Below are 16,723 nucleotides of genomic sequence, written 5' to 3' on the forward strand. Positions count from 1 at the left end.
AGCGGCTCGCGCGCCATAGTCCGTGCATGCGTGACGGGCTCAAACTCCTGCTTCTGCTCGGTCTAATGGCCGTTTCCAGCGCCTCTGCGCGGGCGGATGAGATCCGCGTCGCCGTAGCGGCAAATTTCCTTGCGACCGCGCGGCAACTGGAAACGGCATTCGAGGCCGAACACGACCACGAAGTCACCCTGATCGCGGGCTCCACAGGCCTGCTTTATGCCCAGATCGTTCAGGGTGCGCCTTTCGATCTTCTTCTGGCCGCCGACCAGGTCCGGCCTGAAAGCCTGGAGGAAGCCGGGTTAGGTGTTGCCGGCTCGCGCTTCACTTATGCGGCCGGCCAGCTCAGCCTGCTCGTGCCGGGCAGACAGGGTGATGCAAACGAGCTCGGCCAGGTGCTGCAACAGGCCCGCCGCATCGCCATGGCCCAACCGGCCCTTGCGCCCTATGGCTTGGCTGCGGAACAGGCCCTCACAGCACTCGGACTGGATGATGAGACGGCACACCGGCGCGTCTATGGTCTCAACGTGGCGCAGGTCTATGCCGTTGTGATCACGGGTAATGCCGATGCCGGCTTTGTCGCCCGTGCGGCGACGCATCAGAACGTTGTACCGGCAGACTTCCGGGTGATTGACGTGCCCACCGAGTTACATGCGCCCGTGCACCAGGATGCAATCCTCCTGTCTGGCGCCTCCGACCCGATCGCCGCACGGCGCTTTCTCGACTTTCTGCGTTCACCCCCCGCGCGCGCCCTCATCGAATCGGCTGGATATTCAAGCGTGGCACCATGAGCGCGGAGTGGGAGAGCATTTTTCTCAGCCTGCGGCTGGCAGGACTGGTGACCGTCATGCTTCTGGTCATCGCGACACCTCTGGCTTGGTGGCTGGCCCGGTCCCGGGACCCGCTGCGGCCGGTCGTCGAGGCCCTGACGGCGTTACCGCTCGTCCTGCCGCCGACCGTACTCGGCTTCTACCTGCTTATCCTGCTCAATCCGCAATCACCGATCGGGTCGTTCTGGCGCGAATGGACCGGCGGGTCGCTGACCTTCTCTTTTGCCGGTCTGGTCGTCGCTTCCATCGTGTACTCCTTGCCCTTTGCCGTACAGCCACTGCAAACGGCTTTCGCCAGTGTCGGCCGTGGTCAGTTGGAGGCGGCGACCAGCCTGGGCGCAGGCCCGCTTGACCGTTTCCTGCACATTGTCATCCCGCACTCGATCCGTGGCTATATCACCGCGGCCGTACTCAGCTTTTCCCACACGCTGGGAGAATTCGGCATTGTCCTGATGATGGGCGGATCCATTCCGGGCGAGACACGCGTTGTGTCCATCGCCCTTTTCGAAGCCGTTGAGACCCTCGACTACGACACCGCTCATACGCTCGCCGCCGGTCTCATCCTCTTCGCGTTTGTAACCTTGCTTGCCGTGTTCGCTCTCAATCGCCGTTTCCCTGTCCATGTCCGCTGAAGACCTGACCCTCGACCTCCGGTGGAGCCGGCCCGGTTTCACCCTGCGGGTCGACACCGTGATCCCGGCTCAGGGTGTGACCGGCGTGTTCGGAGCGAGCGGTAGCGGCAAGACCTCATTGCTCCGCCTGATCGCCGGATTCGAGACCTCTGGCGCAGGGGTTATCCGTCTTGGCGGAACGGATTGGTCCAAAACCGGCGGAGGCAATAGTCTGCCCCCCCACAAACGGCGGATCGGCTATGTGACCCAGCATGCCGACCTGTTCGAGCATCTCGATGTGCGCGGCAATCTCGACTTTGCTGCCCGGCGCTCTGGTCTTCCGGTCGACCGGCAGGACGGCATTATCGAAGCCCTTGAGCTCGACACCCTGCTCGGGCGGCGGACGGGCCAGCTATCGGGCGGCGAAAAGCAACGCGTCGCCCTGGCGCGGGCACTGATGAGCGATCCCAAACTCCTGATGCTGGACGAACCTCTTTCGGCCCTCGACCGGGGACGGCGCCAGAAATTGATTGCCTATATCCGCAACAGCCTCGCCGGGTTCCCCGGGCCAGTGCTTTATGTTAGCCATGACCTGGACGAGATGCTGGCCCTGACGGACCGGGTGCTCCTGCTCGAACATGGATCCATCCGGTACCAAGGTGACACCTCTGACGGGCTCTCCAACTATCTCGTGCAGACCGATCAGGGCGAACAGGCCGCCGGTGTGCTCAGCGGGCAGATTGAAGCCCATGATCACGGCCTGGCTCTGAGTCGGGTCGCGATTGCAGGCGGGGTAATCTACCTGCCCGATCTGCTCGACCGGCCGCCCGGCGCCCCGGTACGCCTGCGCATAGCCGCCCGCGATGTAATCCTGGCTCGCAACGAGCCCCAAGGGTTGAGCATTCGCAACCGGCTGAAGGCGACGATCACGGCGATCGATGCAGACCTCGCCCCGGCATTCTGCCTCGTCCGGCTGCAGCTTGCCGGCGGGACCGGCCTCACCGCCCGTTTGACCCGGGCCGCTGTGCAAGAGCTCTCGCTGGAGCCCGGTGACCCGGTTCTCGCCTTGATCAAGACCGCCTCCCTGGCATCGCTCTGACCTTGAGCCGCGACAAATTGCTGCTGCGCGATTTGGGCACATCGTGGGCCCCCTCTTGCCTGCCTATAGTCCCAAAAAATTCAGGGAATACCGATGACCGCCACCGATCCGCCCGCACCGCGCTTCCTGCCCCAATTGGCCTGCGAAACCGTACCCCGCTATACCTCCTATCCGCCGGCAACAGGCTTTGAGGCGGACACCGGGGCGCAAAGCTGGAGCCGCTGGATGCACGCCCTGCCGGACAACCCGGCCGTCTCGCTCTACCTGCACATCCCGTTCTGCAAATCCATGTGCTGGTATTGTGGCTGTCACACAACAATTCCCAACCGGCGCGATCGGATCGAGCGATATGTCGAGGCTCTGCTGCTTGAGTTCGACCAGCGGGCAGCGCAATTGCCGAGCGGCCACAGCGTGCACCATGTGCATTTTGGCGGCGGCTCTCCGGACATGCTGGACACAGTCGAATTCGGACGCATTCTGGGCCGGATCCGTGAGTGCTTTACCCTGGCACCGGACGCAGAAATCGCTGCAGAACTCGACCCGCGTGGGGTCACCCCTGAACTGGCAGCAAGCTTGGTCGAGAACGGGTTCAACCGGGCAAGCTTGGGGGTCCAGGACCTTTCGGAGGAGGTTCAGACCCTGATCCACCGGATCCAGCCTCTCGCGACTGTCGAGAAGGCGGTCGAAACGCTGCGCTCTGCCGGCATCCCGGCGATCAATCTCGACATCATGTATGGCCTTCCCGCCCAGACCCGCGAGCGGGTGGCGCGAACGGCACGCTGCGCCGCCATGCTCAAGCCGGACCGTATTGCCCTGTTCGGCTATGCCCATGTGCCCTGGTTCAAGAAACATCAACGCGCCATTCCGGAAGACCGGTTACCCGGTGCCCAGGCACGCTTCGACCAGATGTTCACGGCGTCTGGCGTACTGGAGCTGGCGGGTTATGAACCGGTCGGCTTCGATCACTTCGCCAAGCCGGATGATCCGCTGGCCATCGCGGCCCGGGAGGGCACGCTGAACCGGAACTTTCAGGGCTATACCGATGACCGCTATGACGTCCTCATCGGCCTGGGGGCTTCGGCAATCAGTGAAGCGCCCGGCGGCTATATCCAGAACCAGCCGGACCCGGCGCTCTATGCACAGGCATTGGAAAACAAGGCCAGTGCCATGATCCGCGGGCGTGCCCGCAACGACGAGGAGCGGCAGGCCGGTGCGCGTATCGAGCGCCTGCTGTGCGACTTTCGCCTGCCTGCCGATGTTGTCGATGCACAGGACCGCGCCGCATTGAACGAACTCAACGCGCTTGGACTGGTCGAGGATAATGGCGAAGGCCTGACTGTGACCCCGGCCGGACGCCCCTATGTGCGCAATATCGCCGCCCGCCTCGACCCGGCTTTCGTCACCGGGGCCCAGCGCCACAGCGTCGCTGTTTAGCCCTTTTATCCGACGACCAAAACAAGAACGGGCGCCCCTAGGGGCGCCCGTTTTGCGTTTATTGGTTTGATCGGGCCTAGAACTTAAAGCCGATCTCGAAGCCGGCGCTGTGGTTCTCGGTCGTCTCGCCGTACTCGCCATTATAGCCGAGCGAGACGCGCAGATTGTCGCCATTGGACAGGTCGACCGCGGCATCGAAGGTGATCATCTCCTGATCAATCTCGGTGATGATATCGGCCGGAACAACACCCGCCGGAGCATCACGGAAGCTGATCGGCAGACCCACATGATCCTGTGCCGTGAACCGCGCACCAATGCCGAAGGACAGACGGGCATAGCCATTTTCCTCACGGTCATGGATATAGCCGAACTCCACATTCGGCGCCGCCGACGTGATGTACTGCGTGTGACCATCGGAGCGAACGCCATTGCCGTCTGCACCCATCTCGAAGAGACCGTCATGGATCAGCGAGGTCGCCGCGAACTCGATGGAGGGAAGGATGTAGGCATTGCCGTCATCGGACTCGATGCGATGGCCAGCCTCGAAGCGCAGATCGACATAACCCGCTTCCGGCTCGCTCTCGATCGTGAACTGCTCCCACAGCTGCATCAGACGGACGGTCTCATACTTCATCCAGCCGCCGGTCAGCGAGCCGCTGATTACTCCGCCGTCAGCCCAGTGACGCTGCAGGGTCGCACCCACGGTCACACCATCACCATTGGTGTTGGCCCGCACCCCATCGATGGAGTGGATGTTGATCGACTCGATACCGATCGCCATACCCACGCGCCACTCCTCGTTGATCGGACGCTGATAGCCCGCCCGCAGAGAGGTCGTATGGGTCTGCGTGCCGAAGCGCTCGAAGCTTGAGTCACGATCGGCCGTACCCGCATCCAGACGGAAGAAGCTGCATTCCTCATCGAGGCTCAACATCGTATCCGTACCGCAGCCCTGCAGATCATCGCTGAAGCTGGACGCCGTGTTGAGCAGGCCCTGAAGCGGAGCGATATGCGGCTCCGGATTCAGTTCCGTCATGAGGACGTTGTAGAGCGCTTCGTCCTGAAGATTGCCGAGCCATGCCAGCAGACGGCCGGTCCCCTCCGCACCACCAACCAGCAGGTTGGAGTCCATGTGATAGCCCATCTCCCGCTCATTGCGGTTGAGGCCGTTCACACCGCCGAAGTCGGTATCGATATTGAGCAGGACATCACCGGCCTGCGTGGTGATGGAGAAGTCCACCGCCAGCGTATCCGTGATCTCAAGACCATTATCTGTCGCCGTTCCCGTTGCAGACGTGAACAGCGGCGTTGCCTCCGCGTCGGACAGCCAGATGAAGGTGACATCACCGGTGCCGTCGACATCGGTATCTCCGGTCAGCGTGACCAGGTCATACTCATACGGGCCGAAGGCGACGTCGAAGTTGAGATAACCGGTATCAGTCTGAACATAATTACCGTCCAGCTGGACGTCATTGATGACCCGGGCACCGTAATAGATGTTGAACAGCGGATCGCCTTCACCATCCAGGTTGTAGAACTCCGCCGACGGATCCTGCAGGTCGATCGGCAGCGTCGTTGCCGCCAGACCCATCAGGAAATTACCTTCATTGGTGAAGGTCGCCGGATCACCCGGAGCCGCATCCAGCGGCGTTACCGGAGCAGCATCCATGACCGAGATCACCGGAGCGATCGAGGTCTGGACTTGCGGGGCCAGATCATTTTGGACCGCCAGCTTCGGAGCCGGAGCCGCCACCGGATCAGCGGAGGCCAGAACGATCTCGCTTGCAGCATCATCGCTGGAGATCGCCGTCTCGTCCGAGGTCGCTTCCACCGGACCCATCAGACCCGACTGACCGCGTACCGGAGCCGAAGCTGCCGGCGTGGCCACACCCACGAGGCCGTTGGCCGTCGCATTGGTCGCCGTGCCGCCGGACATCGGGCCAAAGGCCTCGCCCTGACCGCTGCCGGGTTGGAAGAAGGCGAACTGGCCAGAGGCCGAGTTATCGGTCTCAACCGGACCAGACGCCGACGTGTCCAGAGTGACAGGCGTCGAAGCCGGAGCCGGTGCGTTCAGCGCCGTATCCGACGTTGCTAGCTTGATCGGCGTGGACGGCTCAGACGAGACCGTCACCTCAGAGCCCGGGGCCGTATCCGACACCGGTGCCTTCAGGTCCGTCGACACCGTCGTCACCAGACCCAGAGCACCCTGGCTCGCCGTGGGTGCAATCACCATACGCTGCGCCAACGATCGGCTACCGGCGCGGTTACCCGCTACCAGAGGCGTTTGCGGTGCACCGGACGGGTCACGCAGATCAATCGTGTTGAAGGCCATGAAGGTCGAACCGATCTGGTTGTTGAACCGGTTGATACCGGAACCCAGATCGATATTGCCGACGACGAGACCGGTATTGTTCACCGTGTCATTACCGGTGGTCATGTTCATCGCCCAACCGGAGACGGCAGACACCGTGCCGGAGGTGTTGAGGATGTTGTTGCTGCCACCGTCATAGAACACGCCCATGCCGAACAGCGATCCACCGCGGATATCGCTGTCCAGGGTGATGATCATGTCATCCGTGCCGTCACGCGCATCGGACTGAGACAGGACCGCAACGGCATTGACGTCCGGTGCAATCACATCACCGGAGTGGATGATGTTCACTTCACCGGCAACACCGGCACCGAGGAAGCTGCCCAGGGAGCCCAGCGAGGAGCCGAAATTCCCGAGCAGACCACCACCGCCGCCGACCGACTGGGCGAAGATGCCCGTCGCGCCGAAGCCGCGGATATTGATATTACCATTAGTGCGGATGGTGATGTCACCGCCATCGCCATCGCCGCCCGAGAACGGGTTGAGGCCGACATTGGTGGTGTAGGTGCCGAAGCCGAAGGAGTAGTCGCCGGCTGCCCCGCCGCCGCCACCGATGGACTGGGCAAAGATGCCGTAGGCACCGAAGCCTTCCGTGGTGATGTCACCGGTATGGGTGATGTTGATGTCACCGCCATCACCGGCCGAACCGCCGATACCGGAAATCGTCACATCGCCCCAGGCACCGACCGAGCCGGCACCGCCGACACCGCCGCCGCCACCGATCGACTGGGCCATGATGCCGTGGGCACCATCACCATACGTGAAGATCGATCCGAAATTGGTGATGTTGATATCGCCACCGTCACCGGCCGCTCCGCCCTTACCGCCGATATTCAGCGTCAGGGACGGATTCTCGAAACTGTCGAGCAGCTGGTAGAACTCGGTCAGGTCGGCCGCGGTCTGGATGGCTGCGCCGAGAGCCGTGCGGCTGTCATTGCTGTCATCATAGTCCGTAGCGCCGCCGACACCGCCACCGCCACCAACCGACTGGGCGAAGATGCCGTGCGCGTTGGAGCCGCTCGTGGAGACCGAGCCGCTGTTGTCGACCGTGACATTGCCGCCATCACCAGCTGCACCGCCTGCACCGCCGACCGCGACATTGCCGGCCAGGCCGGAGCCGCCGACACCGCCGCCGCCGCCGATGGATTGGGCGAAGATGCCGTAACCGCTGCGGGCATTATCCGCGACGATGACACCGCTATTGGTGACGACAACACTGCCGCCATCACCCGCTGCGCCACCGGAACCACCGATATTGATAGAGGCTGCGCGGTTTTCATCGTTGGAGATGAAGCCGAGCCAGGTTTTCACCAGCTCGCCGGACTGGGAAACCAGACCGCCTTCACCACCGCCGCCACCGACGGACTGGGCGAAAATACCGTTGGATTGTTCGCCGCTGACGCCGATCGCGCCCTGGTTATCGACGCTGACCGCGCCGCCATCACCGCCGGTGCCACCGGAACCACCCATCGAGACAGACACCTGGGTGTCACGCGTCCCGGCCTGGTCCGTGGAGTTATAGGAGGTGACGAAACCGCCGGCATCACCGCCGCGGCCACCGCCGCCGCCAACCGACTGGGCGAAAACGCCATGCGCCGCGCCGCCGAGCGTGAGAATGGCGCCGGTATTGGTCACGTCGACCGAACCGCCAACGCTGCCCGTACCGCCGGAACCACCAATGCCGATGGCGTAATTGCCGTTATTGCCCTTGCCGAAGGAACCCGACGTGGCGAAGCCAACGCCGCCGTCACCGCCGCCGCCGCCGATGGACTGGGCGTAGACGCCGACGGCCTGGTTACCGAGGGTCAGGATCGCCGCATTGGTATCGACCGTCACCGAACCACCGGAGTTACCGGCACCGCCGGAGCCACCGATGGAGACATTGAGGCTGTTGGAATTGGTGCCCGTGCTGCCCGAGGTCGAGCCCGTCAGGAAGGCGCCGAACGTGTCTTCATCAACACCGACCATGCCGCCCTGGCCGCCGCCGCCGCCAATCGACTGAGCGAAAATCGCGTGCGAGGCCTCGCCCGTCGTCTGGACAATACCGTCGGCCGTCACCGAGACCGCACCACCGGTGCTGCCATCGCCGGCAGCGCCGCCAATCGACAGGTCGATCGTGTTGGAGTTGGAGCCGGTCAGCGACAGATTGCCAGCATAACCGCCCTGGCCGCCGCCGCCGCCCACGGATTCTGCGAAGATACCGTAGGAGGACGCACCGGAGGTCGTAATCGTACCGGTCTGGTTGACCGAGACCGATCCACCCGTACCACCAATACCGCCGCTACCCCCGATGGAGACGTTGAGCGAATTGGAATTGGACAGCGAGAAGGAACCCGAGAAGGTCGAGCCGCCATTACCGCCGCCGCCGCCGATCGACTGGGCGAAAATACCGTGAGAGGCATCGCCAAGGGTTCCAATATCCGTCGTCGAGGTGATGGAAACCGTGTTGCCGTCACCGCCACCCGCGCCGCTGCCGCCAATGGCGACACCCAGCGAGGTCGTGTTGGAAGAGGTCAGCGCACCGGAGAAGGTTCCGGAGAAGCCGCCATTACCGCCGCCGCCGCCGATCGACTGGGCAAACAAGCCATGCGAACCGGAACCTGCCGTGGTCACAACGCCATCAGACGCAATGCTCGCTGCACCCGCCTGACCAGCGGTCCCGCCGGAGCCGCCAAGCGAGACGTTGAGCGAAGTGCCCGCCGAACCGCCGGTGAGCGAACCGGCGACCGAGAAGCCGCCATTACCGCCGCCGCCGCCAAGCGACTGGGCGAAGATACCATGTGCCGCATCGCCGAGCGTAGAGACGCCAACCTGCTGCGAAATCGAGACGTCGCCGGCATCGCCGCCGCCGCCACCGGATCCGCCGAGCGAAACGCCAATCGAGCGATTGGTCGAGCCGGAATAAGCCGCTGCCAGATTTCCGGACCAGCCGCCATTACCGCCGCCGCCGCCGACAGACTGGCCGAACAGGCCGTGCGAGCGATCCCCTTCGGTCAGAACGCCTTCGGTAGAGGCGATGGTCACGGCATCGGCATTGCCGGCGCCACCACCGGTGCCACCGATGGAGACACTGGCCGTATTGGCCGACTGGCTGGCACCGCCGCCGGAACCGGAAAGCGAGAAGCCGCCGGTACCGCCACCGCCGCCGACCGATTGCGCCTGCACGCCGGAGGAGTCGTTTCCGAGCGTCGAGATCAGAGCCGAATTGGTAACCGAGACGGAGCTGGCATCATTGCCGGTACCGCCGTCACCGCCGAGGCTGACCGAAGCCGTCGTCGTTGAATTGCCGATTGCAAAGGCCAGGGAGCCAGACCAGCCGCCGCGGCCACCGCCGCCAGCGATGGACTGCGCCAGGATGCCCTGAGCCTGGTCGCCTTCGGTCACAATGATGTTGGAGTTGTCGACCGTGACAGTCCCGCTGGTGGCGCCATCGCCCCCATCGCCGCCAAGGCTCACAGAAGCTGAGAGCGGGCTGCCCGATCCGGCCACTGCCGCGGAACCGGAAAGCGAGAAGCCACCGGCACCGCCGCCACCGCCAACCGACTGGGCCAGAATACCGACACCGCCATTTGCCGAAGTGCCGATGGCGCCGGAATTGGTCACGGAGACGTTGTTACCGAGACCGCCCGTGCCGCCGTCACCGCCAAGCGAGACCGAGGCCGCATTCGCGGTCGAGCCGACAGCGATTGCACCGGAGACGGAGAAGCCGCCATTACCGCCGCCGCCACCAACAGACTGGGCCACGATACCCGACGCATTGACGCCCGTCGTGGTGATGGTCGCGGTGTTGGTCACATCAACTGTACCGGCATTGTTACCGCTGCCCGCATCGCCACCCATGCTGAGCGCGAGAGAGCCGGAGGACGAACCGGCAGAACCGGATGCGGCAAAGGAGAAGCCGCCATTGCCGCCACCGCCACCGACCGACTGGGCCAGGATGCCGTGCGCATTGTCGCCAAGCGTGGCAACGCCCGCGGTATTGCCGACCGTCACAGCTGCAGACGTGCCGCCGCTGCCCCCATCGCCGCCCATGGCAACCGATGCGGCATAGGAATTGGAGCCACCGGACAGCGCCACCGCGCCAGCCCAGCCGCCATTACCGCCGCCACCGCCGACCGACTGGGCGAAGATACCGTGAGCGCTATTGCCGCCGGTATTGATGATCGCAGAGTTGGTGACATTTACCGTCGAGGCCGCACCACCCGTGCCACCATCGCCGCCCATCGCAAAGCCGATGGTCGGGAAAGACGAGCTGCCAGCTCCCACGCCAACTTTGAGACCAAAGTGGCCATTACCACCACCGCCGCCAATGGACTGGGCCGCGAGCGCGATCGCAGAATCACCCGCGGTCAGGATTTCACCCGAGTTATCTACGGTTACTGCGCCAGCAACGCCGCCGGAGCCGCCGTCCAGGCCACCGATCCCGAAGGAACCGGCAACGCCTTTTGAACCCACACCAACAGAACCGGTCGCCGAGAAGGCGCCGTTACCGCCACCGCCGCCGATGGACTGGGCGAGAATACCCATGGCCGCGTCGCCATACGTCTCCAGGTAGGAGCTGTTGGTGACGCCGACGGTCGAGCCGTCGCCGCCGTCGGAGCTGGTACCACCAATAGAATAGGGCACTGCGAAGGAGGTCGAGGACCCTGCGAAGGTTGCCGAGCCGGAGACAGCAAAGCCGGCATCACCGCCACCGCCACCGAGAGACTGGGCGAAGATCGCGTGGGCTGCGTCGCCTGCCGTGGTAACGAAATCACCAGAATTGTTGAGCGTTACGGCCCCGGCATTGCCGCCATTGCCGCCGTCACCACCGAGCGCCAGGGCACCGCCAAGGGCTTTGGAACCGGCCGCATTCACGTTGCCGGAGATAGCAAAGCCACCGGCGCCGCCACCGCCGCCGACAGACTGCGCGAACATGCCGTGGGAGCGGTCGCCGCTGGTCGCGACCCAATCCGTCGAGGTCAGCGAAACCGTGCCGGCATTGCCGCCAATCGCGCCGCTTGCACCAAAGGCGAGGTCAAGACCAATAGAGTTCGATCCTGTGCCGTTGATGGAGCCAGAGATCGAGGAGCCGCCATTACCGCCGCCGCCGCCAATTGACTGCGCGAAGATACCGGTCGACTCATCGCCAAGGGTCACAACAGCGCCATTGGAGACCGTGGTCACATTGCCGGCATCGCTGGCTGCGCCTGCACCGCCACCGATCGACACGCCAATCGAGCCGCCATTGGAGCCGGCCAGGGTGATGGAACCGGTGATGGACATGCCGCCATTACCGCCACCGCCACCGATGGACTGGGCGAGGATACCGTGAGACCGATCGCCCTGGGTATAAACCAGGTCCTCGGTCGTAACATTGACGTCATTGCCATTGGCACCGGCACCGCCAGCACCGCCCAGGGCGAAATTAATGCCCATAGCGTTGGAGCTGCCTGCGGTGATCGAGCCGGAAACGGCAAGACCGCCATCACCGCCGCCGCCACCGATGGACTGGGCCAGAATGCCGTGCGCATCGTCGCCGACCGTGCTGACGGTTTCGTTCGTCGTGACCGAGACGACACCCGGCGTATCGCCGGTTCCGCCAGCGCCGCCGATGGAAACGCCGAGCGTAACTGCCTGTTGGCCGAAGCTGAGGCCACCGGCAATGGACATGCCGCCATTACCGCCACCGCCGCCGAGCGACTGGGCCGAGATACCGTGGGCGCCATCGCCCTGCGTGCTGACGATGTCGGCAATGACCGTGACATTATCCGCCTGGCCGCCTGAGCCGGCGCCACCGCCAATCGCGACGTTCAGCGCGCCGCCGACCGTACCGCCCAGGCCTGCGCCGGCAGAGATGGCGAAGCCGCCATTACCACCACCGCCACCGATGGACTGGGCCAGGATGCCGATTGCATCATCGCTGACCGTGTAGACTTCGTCGGCTGTTACGGAGACCGCACCGGCCACGCCGCCATCACCGGCACCGCCGCCGATCGAGACGCCGACAGATCCGCCAACCGTGCCGCCGCCGCCGACACCGGCTGACAACGAGAAGCCGCCATTACCGCCACCGCCGCCGATGGACTGGGCCATGACGCCGATCGCGCCTTCGCCCATGGTCTGGACGTCATCAACCGTAACCGTGACATTGCTGGCATTGCCGCCAACAGCACCCGTGCCGCCAAGCGCGACATTGACCGAGCCGCCAACCGTTCCACCGAAGCCGGCCCCAGCGGAGATAGCAAAGCCACCATTACCGCCACCGCCACCAATGGACTGGGCCAGGACACCGTGGGCGTCATCGCCCTGGGTGATGATGTGCTCGGTCTGCGAAACCGTAACCGTGCGTGCGAACGAGCCGGCGCCGCCGCCGCCACCAATGGAAACGCCGACACCGACACCGCCGGTACCGCCTGCGGTGATGTTGCCGGTCGCAGACCAGCCGCCATTACCACCACCGCCACCGATGGACTGAGCCGCGATACCGTGAGACCCGTCGCCGGAGGTTTCGACCACAGCCGTGGACAGTACCGTCACATCGTCGGCATTCGAGCCCGCGCCCGCAGCGCCGCCGAGAGCGACATTGACCGCACCCCCCGCCGTGCCACCGACACCGAGCGTACCGGAAACAGCGAAGCCTCCATTACCGCCGCCGCCGCCGATGGATTGGGCGAGGATACCGTGGGAAATATCGCCGAAGGTGAAGATGCCATTGTCGGAGGTCACCAGGATATCGCCATTGACGATACCGCCGCTGCCACCGTCACCGCCGAGCGATACGCCGACGCCAACCCCGGCCGTGCCACCGATGGAGATGGAACCGGTCGCGGACCAGCCGCCATTACCGCCACCGCCGCCAACAGACTGGGCGAACAGACCATGCGAATTGCTGCCCGTGGTCGTGATCTGGCCATCGCTGTTGAGCGTGACCGCGCTGGAATAGGAACCTGCGCCGCCATCACCGCCGAGCGCGACATCAACACCGATACCGGCTGCACCGCCCGCCGTCAGCGAGCCAGAGAAGGAGAAGCCGCCATTACCACCGGCACCACCGATCGACTGAGCGACCAGACCGTGGGAATTGGAGCCGGTTGTCGAGACGTCACTCGTGGAGTTCAACGAAACCGTGCTGCCGAAGCCGCCGGTCGCGCCGTCACCGCCCAGCGAAACGCCCACACCGACCGCCGCACCATCGGAAATGGCCAGGGTTGCCGTACCGGACCAACCGCCATTACCGCCGCCGCCGCCGACAGATTGCGCCAGGACACCAAAGGAGTTGTCGCCCCGGGTCTGCAGCGCACCATCTGTCGTGACACTGACCACCCCGCCATCGCCGCCCGATCCGCCATCGCCACCAATGGCAACGGAGACAGACGCGGAGGCACCGAGACCAGCGCTGACCGCACCGGCAAAGCTCTGACCGCCATTACCGCCACCGCCACCAACAGCCTGGGCGATAATACCGTGCGAGTTGGCACCAAACGTCGTGACCGAGCCGTCGGTAGTGATATTGACGATACCACCATTACCACCGGCACCGCCCTCACCGCCGACCGCGACGCTGACAGAGCCGAAGGCGCCAATGGAGCCGGCGACCGAATAGCCACCATTACCACCGCCGCCGCCAACGGACTGGGCCAGAATACCCGCCGAGTTGTCACCGCGGGTTTCGATGTCACCATCGGAACTGGAATTGACCGTGACCGTACCGCCCTGGCTGCCAGAGCCGGCGTCACCACCGATTGCCACTGAGGCAAACCGGCCATCGGACACGGCATTACCGCCATTACCGCCGCCGCCACCGATGGACTGAGCGATCAAACCGCCGGAGTTTGCATTCGTGGTCAGGACATTCCCGTTCACATTGACGGTAACATTGTCGGCGTTCTGGCCATTACCGCCGGAACCACCAACGGTGATCATGCCGCCGGCGCCGCCGCCATTACCACCACCGCCACCGATGGACTGAGCCACGATACCGGTTGAATTGACGCCCTGGGTCTGGATCAGGCCGGAGGTCGTGACATTGACCGTACCGCCCAGACCGCCAGCACCACCCGTGCCGCCGATCGCGCCGATGTCACCACCGGCACCGCCATTACCGCCACCGCCGCCGATGGATTGCGCCAGCACACCAAATGCGCGCACACCCTCGGTCAGAACGCTGCCCGTCGTCACACTGACGGCTGCGCCATTGCCGCCGCTGTCGGCAGAACCGCCAATACCGACAATGCCGGCACCCGTGCCGCCATTACCACCGCCGCCGCCGATCGCTTGGGCCAGGATGCCGTGCGCATCATCGCCAAAGGTCGCAATGGTGCCGTTGCCGCTCACGGTGACCGTATTGGCGCTGCCACCAGTCGAACCCGAGCCGCCAATGGCTGCAAGGCCGCCGGAAGACGACCCGTTACCGCCGCCGCCACCAATGGACTGGACGATGATACCAATAGCACCCTCACCACGCGTGGTGATCAGGCCATCATGATGGGCCAGAACGGCGCTGGAGACACCGCCATTACCGCCGGAGCCACCCACAGCAACAAGACCGCCCGTGCCGCGGCCGGAACCGCCGCCGCCACCGATGGACTGGGCGATGATGCCGTAGGACCGTGCACCCGTTCCGCCGGTGATACCGGTGTCGATGGAGCCATAGTTATAGACAGAGACCGTGCCGGCATTGCCGCCACTGCCCGAACCGCCGCCAATCGCGGCGATACCGCCTGCAGCACCGGAGCGACCGCCGCCACCACCGATAGACTGGGCAAAAATTCCCGGGGCATCGTCATTGCGAGTGGCAATATTGCCGCTCGCGCGGTTGTAAACAAAGACATTGCCGCCATTACCGGCGCCGCCACCGCCACCACCAGAGGCAAACAGACCACCGGACGCACCCGCATCGCCGCCGGAACCGCCGACAGACTGAGCAAAGATCCCGGCCGCGTTCAGACCGGTCGTGATGATCGAGCCATAGTTGTCGACGGTGACCGTCGAACCATTACCACCGGTCGAGCCGCTATCGGCATCGCCGACGATGCCAATGCTCGAGCCACCGGTACCGGAGTTGCCGCCCATGGACTGGGCCAGAATACCGTTTGAATCCGTGCCTGTGGTCGAAATCGCACCATGGTTGACGACGCGGACCGTTCCGCCCTCAGCCGCCGGCCCCGAAGACCCCCCATCGGACCAGATAAAGCCGGATCCGCCATTGCCACCGCGGCCTGCGCGGGACTGGGCAAAGATACCGTGGGCACCCGTACCGGATGTCGACACATCGACATAGCTGGTAAGATCGACATCACCACCGGCGCCAGACGCGCCACCTTCATAGCCCTGGAAACCAAAGCCGGCCGCGTTACCACCCTTGCCGCCATTACCGCCGATGGAAATCGCGGAAATGCCGGACAGACCGTCCGTTACGGATTGCACATTGCCATTATTGACGACCGTAATGGTCCGAGTGATGTCCGGCCCGTCGCCGCCATCTTCACCGGCCGAACCATTCGCGCCGATAGTGAAACACTTGATGATACAGATCCGGGCACCCCAGGCATTGCTGCCGCCGGAGCCATTGGTGCCGGTGAGCCACTCGGAATAGACGTTGACATTGCCCGCGGGGATGGTCGGGCTGATATTGGCGCCGGGGGAGCCGGGCGCACCGGTGATGCCGGAGGACGCACCATTGATCTGGCTTGCACGCGAGGTCACGGAGGCGAAGGTGACCTTGGTGCCGCCACTGTCTTCACCTTCGATCGAAATGATACGGCCATTCGTATCCTTGTTGATCTTGGTGACCGTGTAGATCGTGCCTGTCCCGGGGTTCTCGGTCGTCGCAGTCGGGTCGATAAAGGTCTCGCCCACCGCGTCGGCCAGAACAATAATGTTCAGGGCGCTGGTGAAGACCACATTCGTTCCGAGAACCGCCTCAACGGTTTCCGACGCCCCGGTTACCGGGTTGGTGACCGTAGACCCGACAGTCTGCGCGTACGCACTCGGCGCGACGATCGAAGCCACCGCCATGGTTGCAAGCGCAGCCCCCATGGCATGCATGGACGATCCACCCAACAGACGAGCTGCACGGCGCGCACGAGTCGCGGACACTTTTACTTTGCTGGACACGAATGCCTCCCCCTGAACACCGCCCATTCTCGGGCTGACGCTCATATAGATTTGCACCGCCCAGGCTGGGCGGCACTCCCCACAGTGGCAGAACATAACCACATGGACTGATGAGTTGAAAGCACTAGGAGCGAATTTTCATTAAATCTTCCGAATTGCCTCTGACTTGTAATATATATATTTCATTTTCGGATCAGATACTTATGGGTCCGCCGAAAGATTTAACAAATACAGGGCGGCACTCGGAACCACAATCCAAGCGGGGCGGACACCACCTACCTGC

Annotated in this window: 5 protein-coding genes; 4 read left to right on the forward strand and 1 reads right to left on the reverse strand. The window is 64.0% G+C overall.

Going from position 1 to position 16,723, the window contains the following annotated elements; genetic code table 11:
* The first annotated feature begins 26 nt into the window (after positions 1-26).
* The 4 genes from modA (at position 27) to hemN (ending at position 3,971) form a co-directional block, all read left to right on the forward strand.
* Positions 27-788, forward strand: a complete 762-nt coding sequence (modA, locus tag Q1V51_RS11655; RefSeq protein WP_300556532.1) for a molybdate ABC transporter substrate-binding protein — start codon at positions 27-29, stop codon at positions 786-788.
* Complete coding sequence (gene modB, locus Q1V51_RS11660; RefSeq protein WP_300556534.1) at positions 785-1,459, forward strand: molybdate ABC transporter permease subunit; 675 nt, start codon at positions 785-787, stop codon at positions 1,457-1,459. The genes modA and modB overlap by 4 nt, the downstream gene beginning before the upstream one ends.
* Positions 1,449-2,537 carry a molybdenum ABC transporter ATP-binding protein gene (gene modC / locus Q1V51_RS11665; protein WP_300556536.1) on the forward strand — a complete coding sequence of 363 codons (1,089 nt, stop codon included), beginning with the start codon at positions 1,449-1,451 and terminating at the stop codon, positions 2,535-2,537. Before modB ends, modC begins: the two co-directional genes overlap by 11 nt.
* Before the next feature lie 93 nt (positions 2,538-2,630).
* Complete coding sequence (gene hemN, locus Q1V51_RS11670; RefSeq protein WP_300556538.1) at positions 2,631-3,971, forward strand: oxygen-independent coproporphyrinogen III oxidase; 1,341 nt, start codon at positions 2,631-2,633, stop codon at positions 3,969-3,971.
* Positions 3,972-4,047: 76 nt separating this feature from the next.
* Here the strand turns inward: hemN and Q1V51_RS11675 are convergent, their stop codons facing one another.
* On the reverse strand, positions 4,048-16,440 hold the full coding sequence (locus tag Q1V51_RS11675) for a hypothetical protein (protein ID WP_300556540.1): 12,393 nt from the start codon (positions 16,438-16,440) through the stop codon (positions 4,048-4,050).
* Positions 16,441-16,723: the final 283 nt, after the last annotated feature.

This window comes from Maricaulis sp., from assembly GCF_030149235.1.
Taxonomy (GTDB): Bacteria; Pseudomonadota; Alphaproteobacteria; order Caulobacterales; family Maricaulaceae; genus Maricaulis.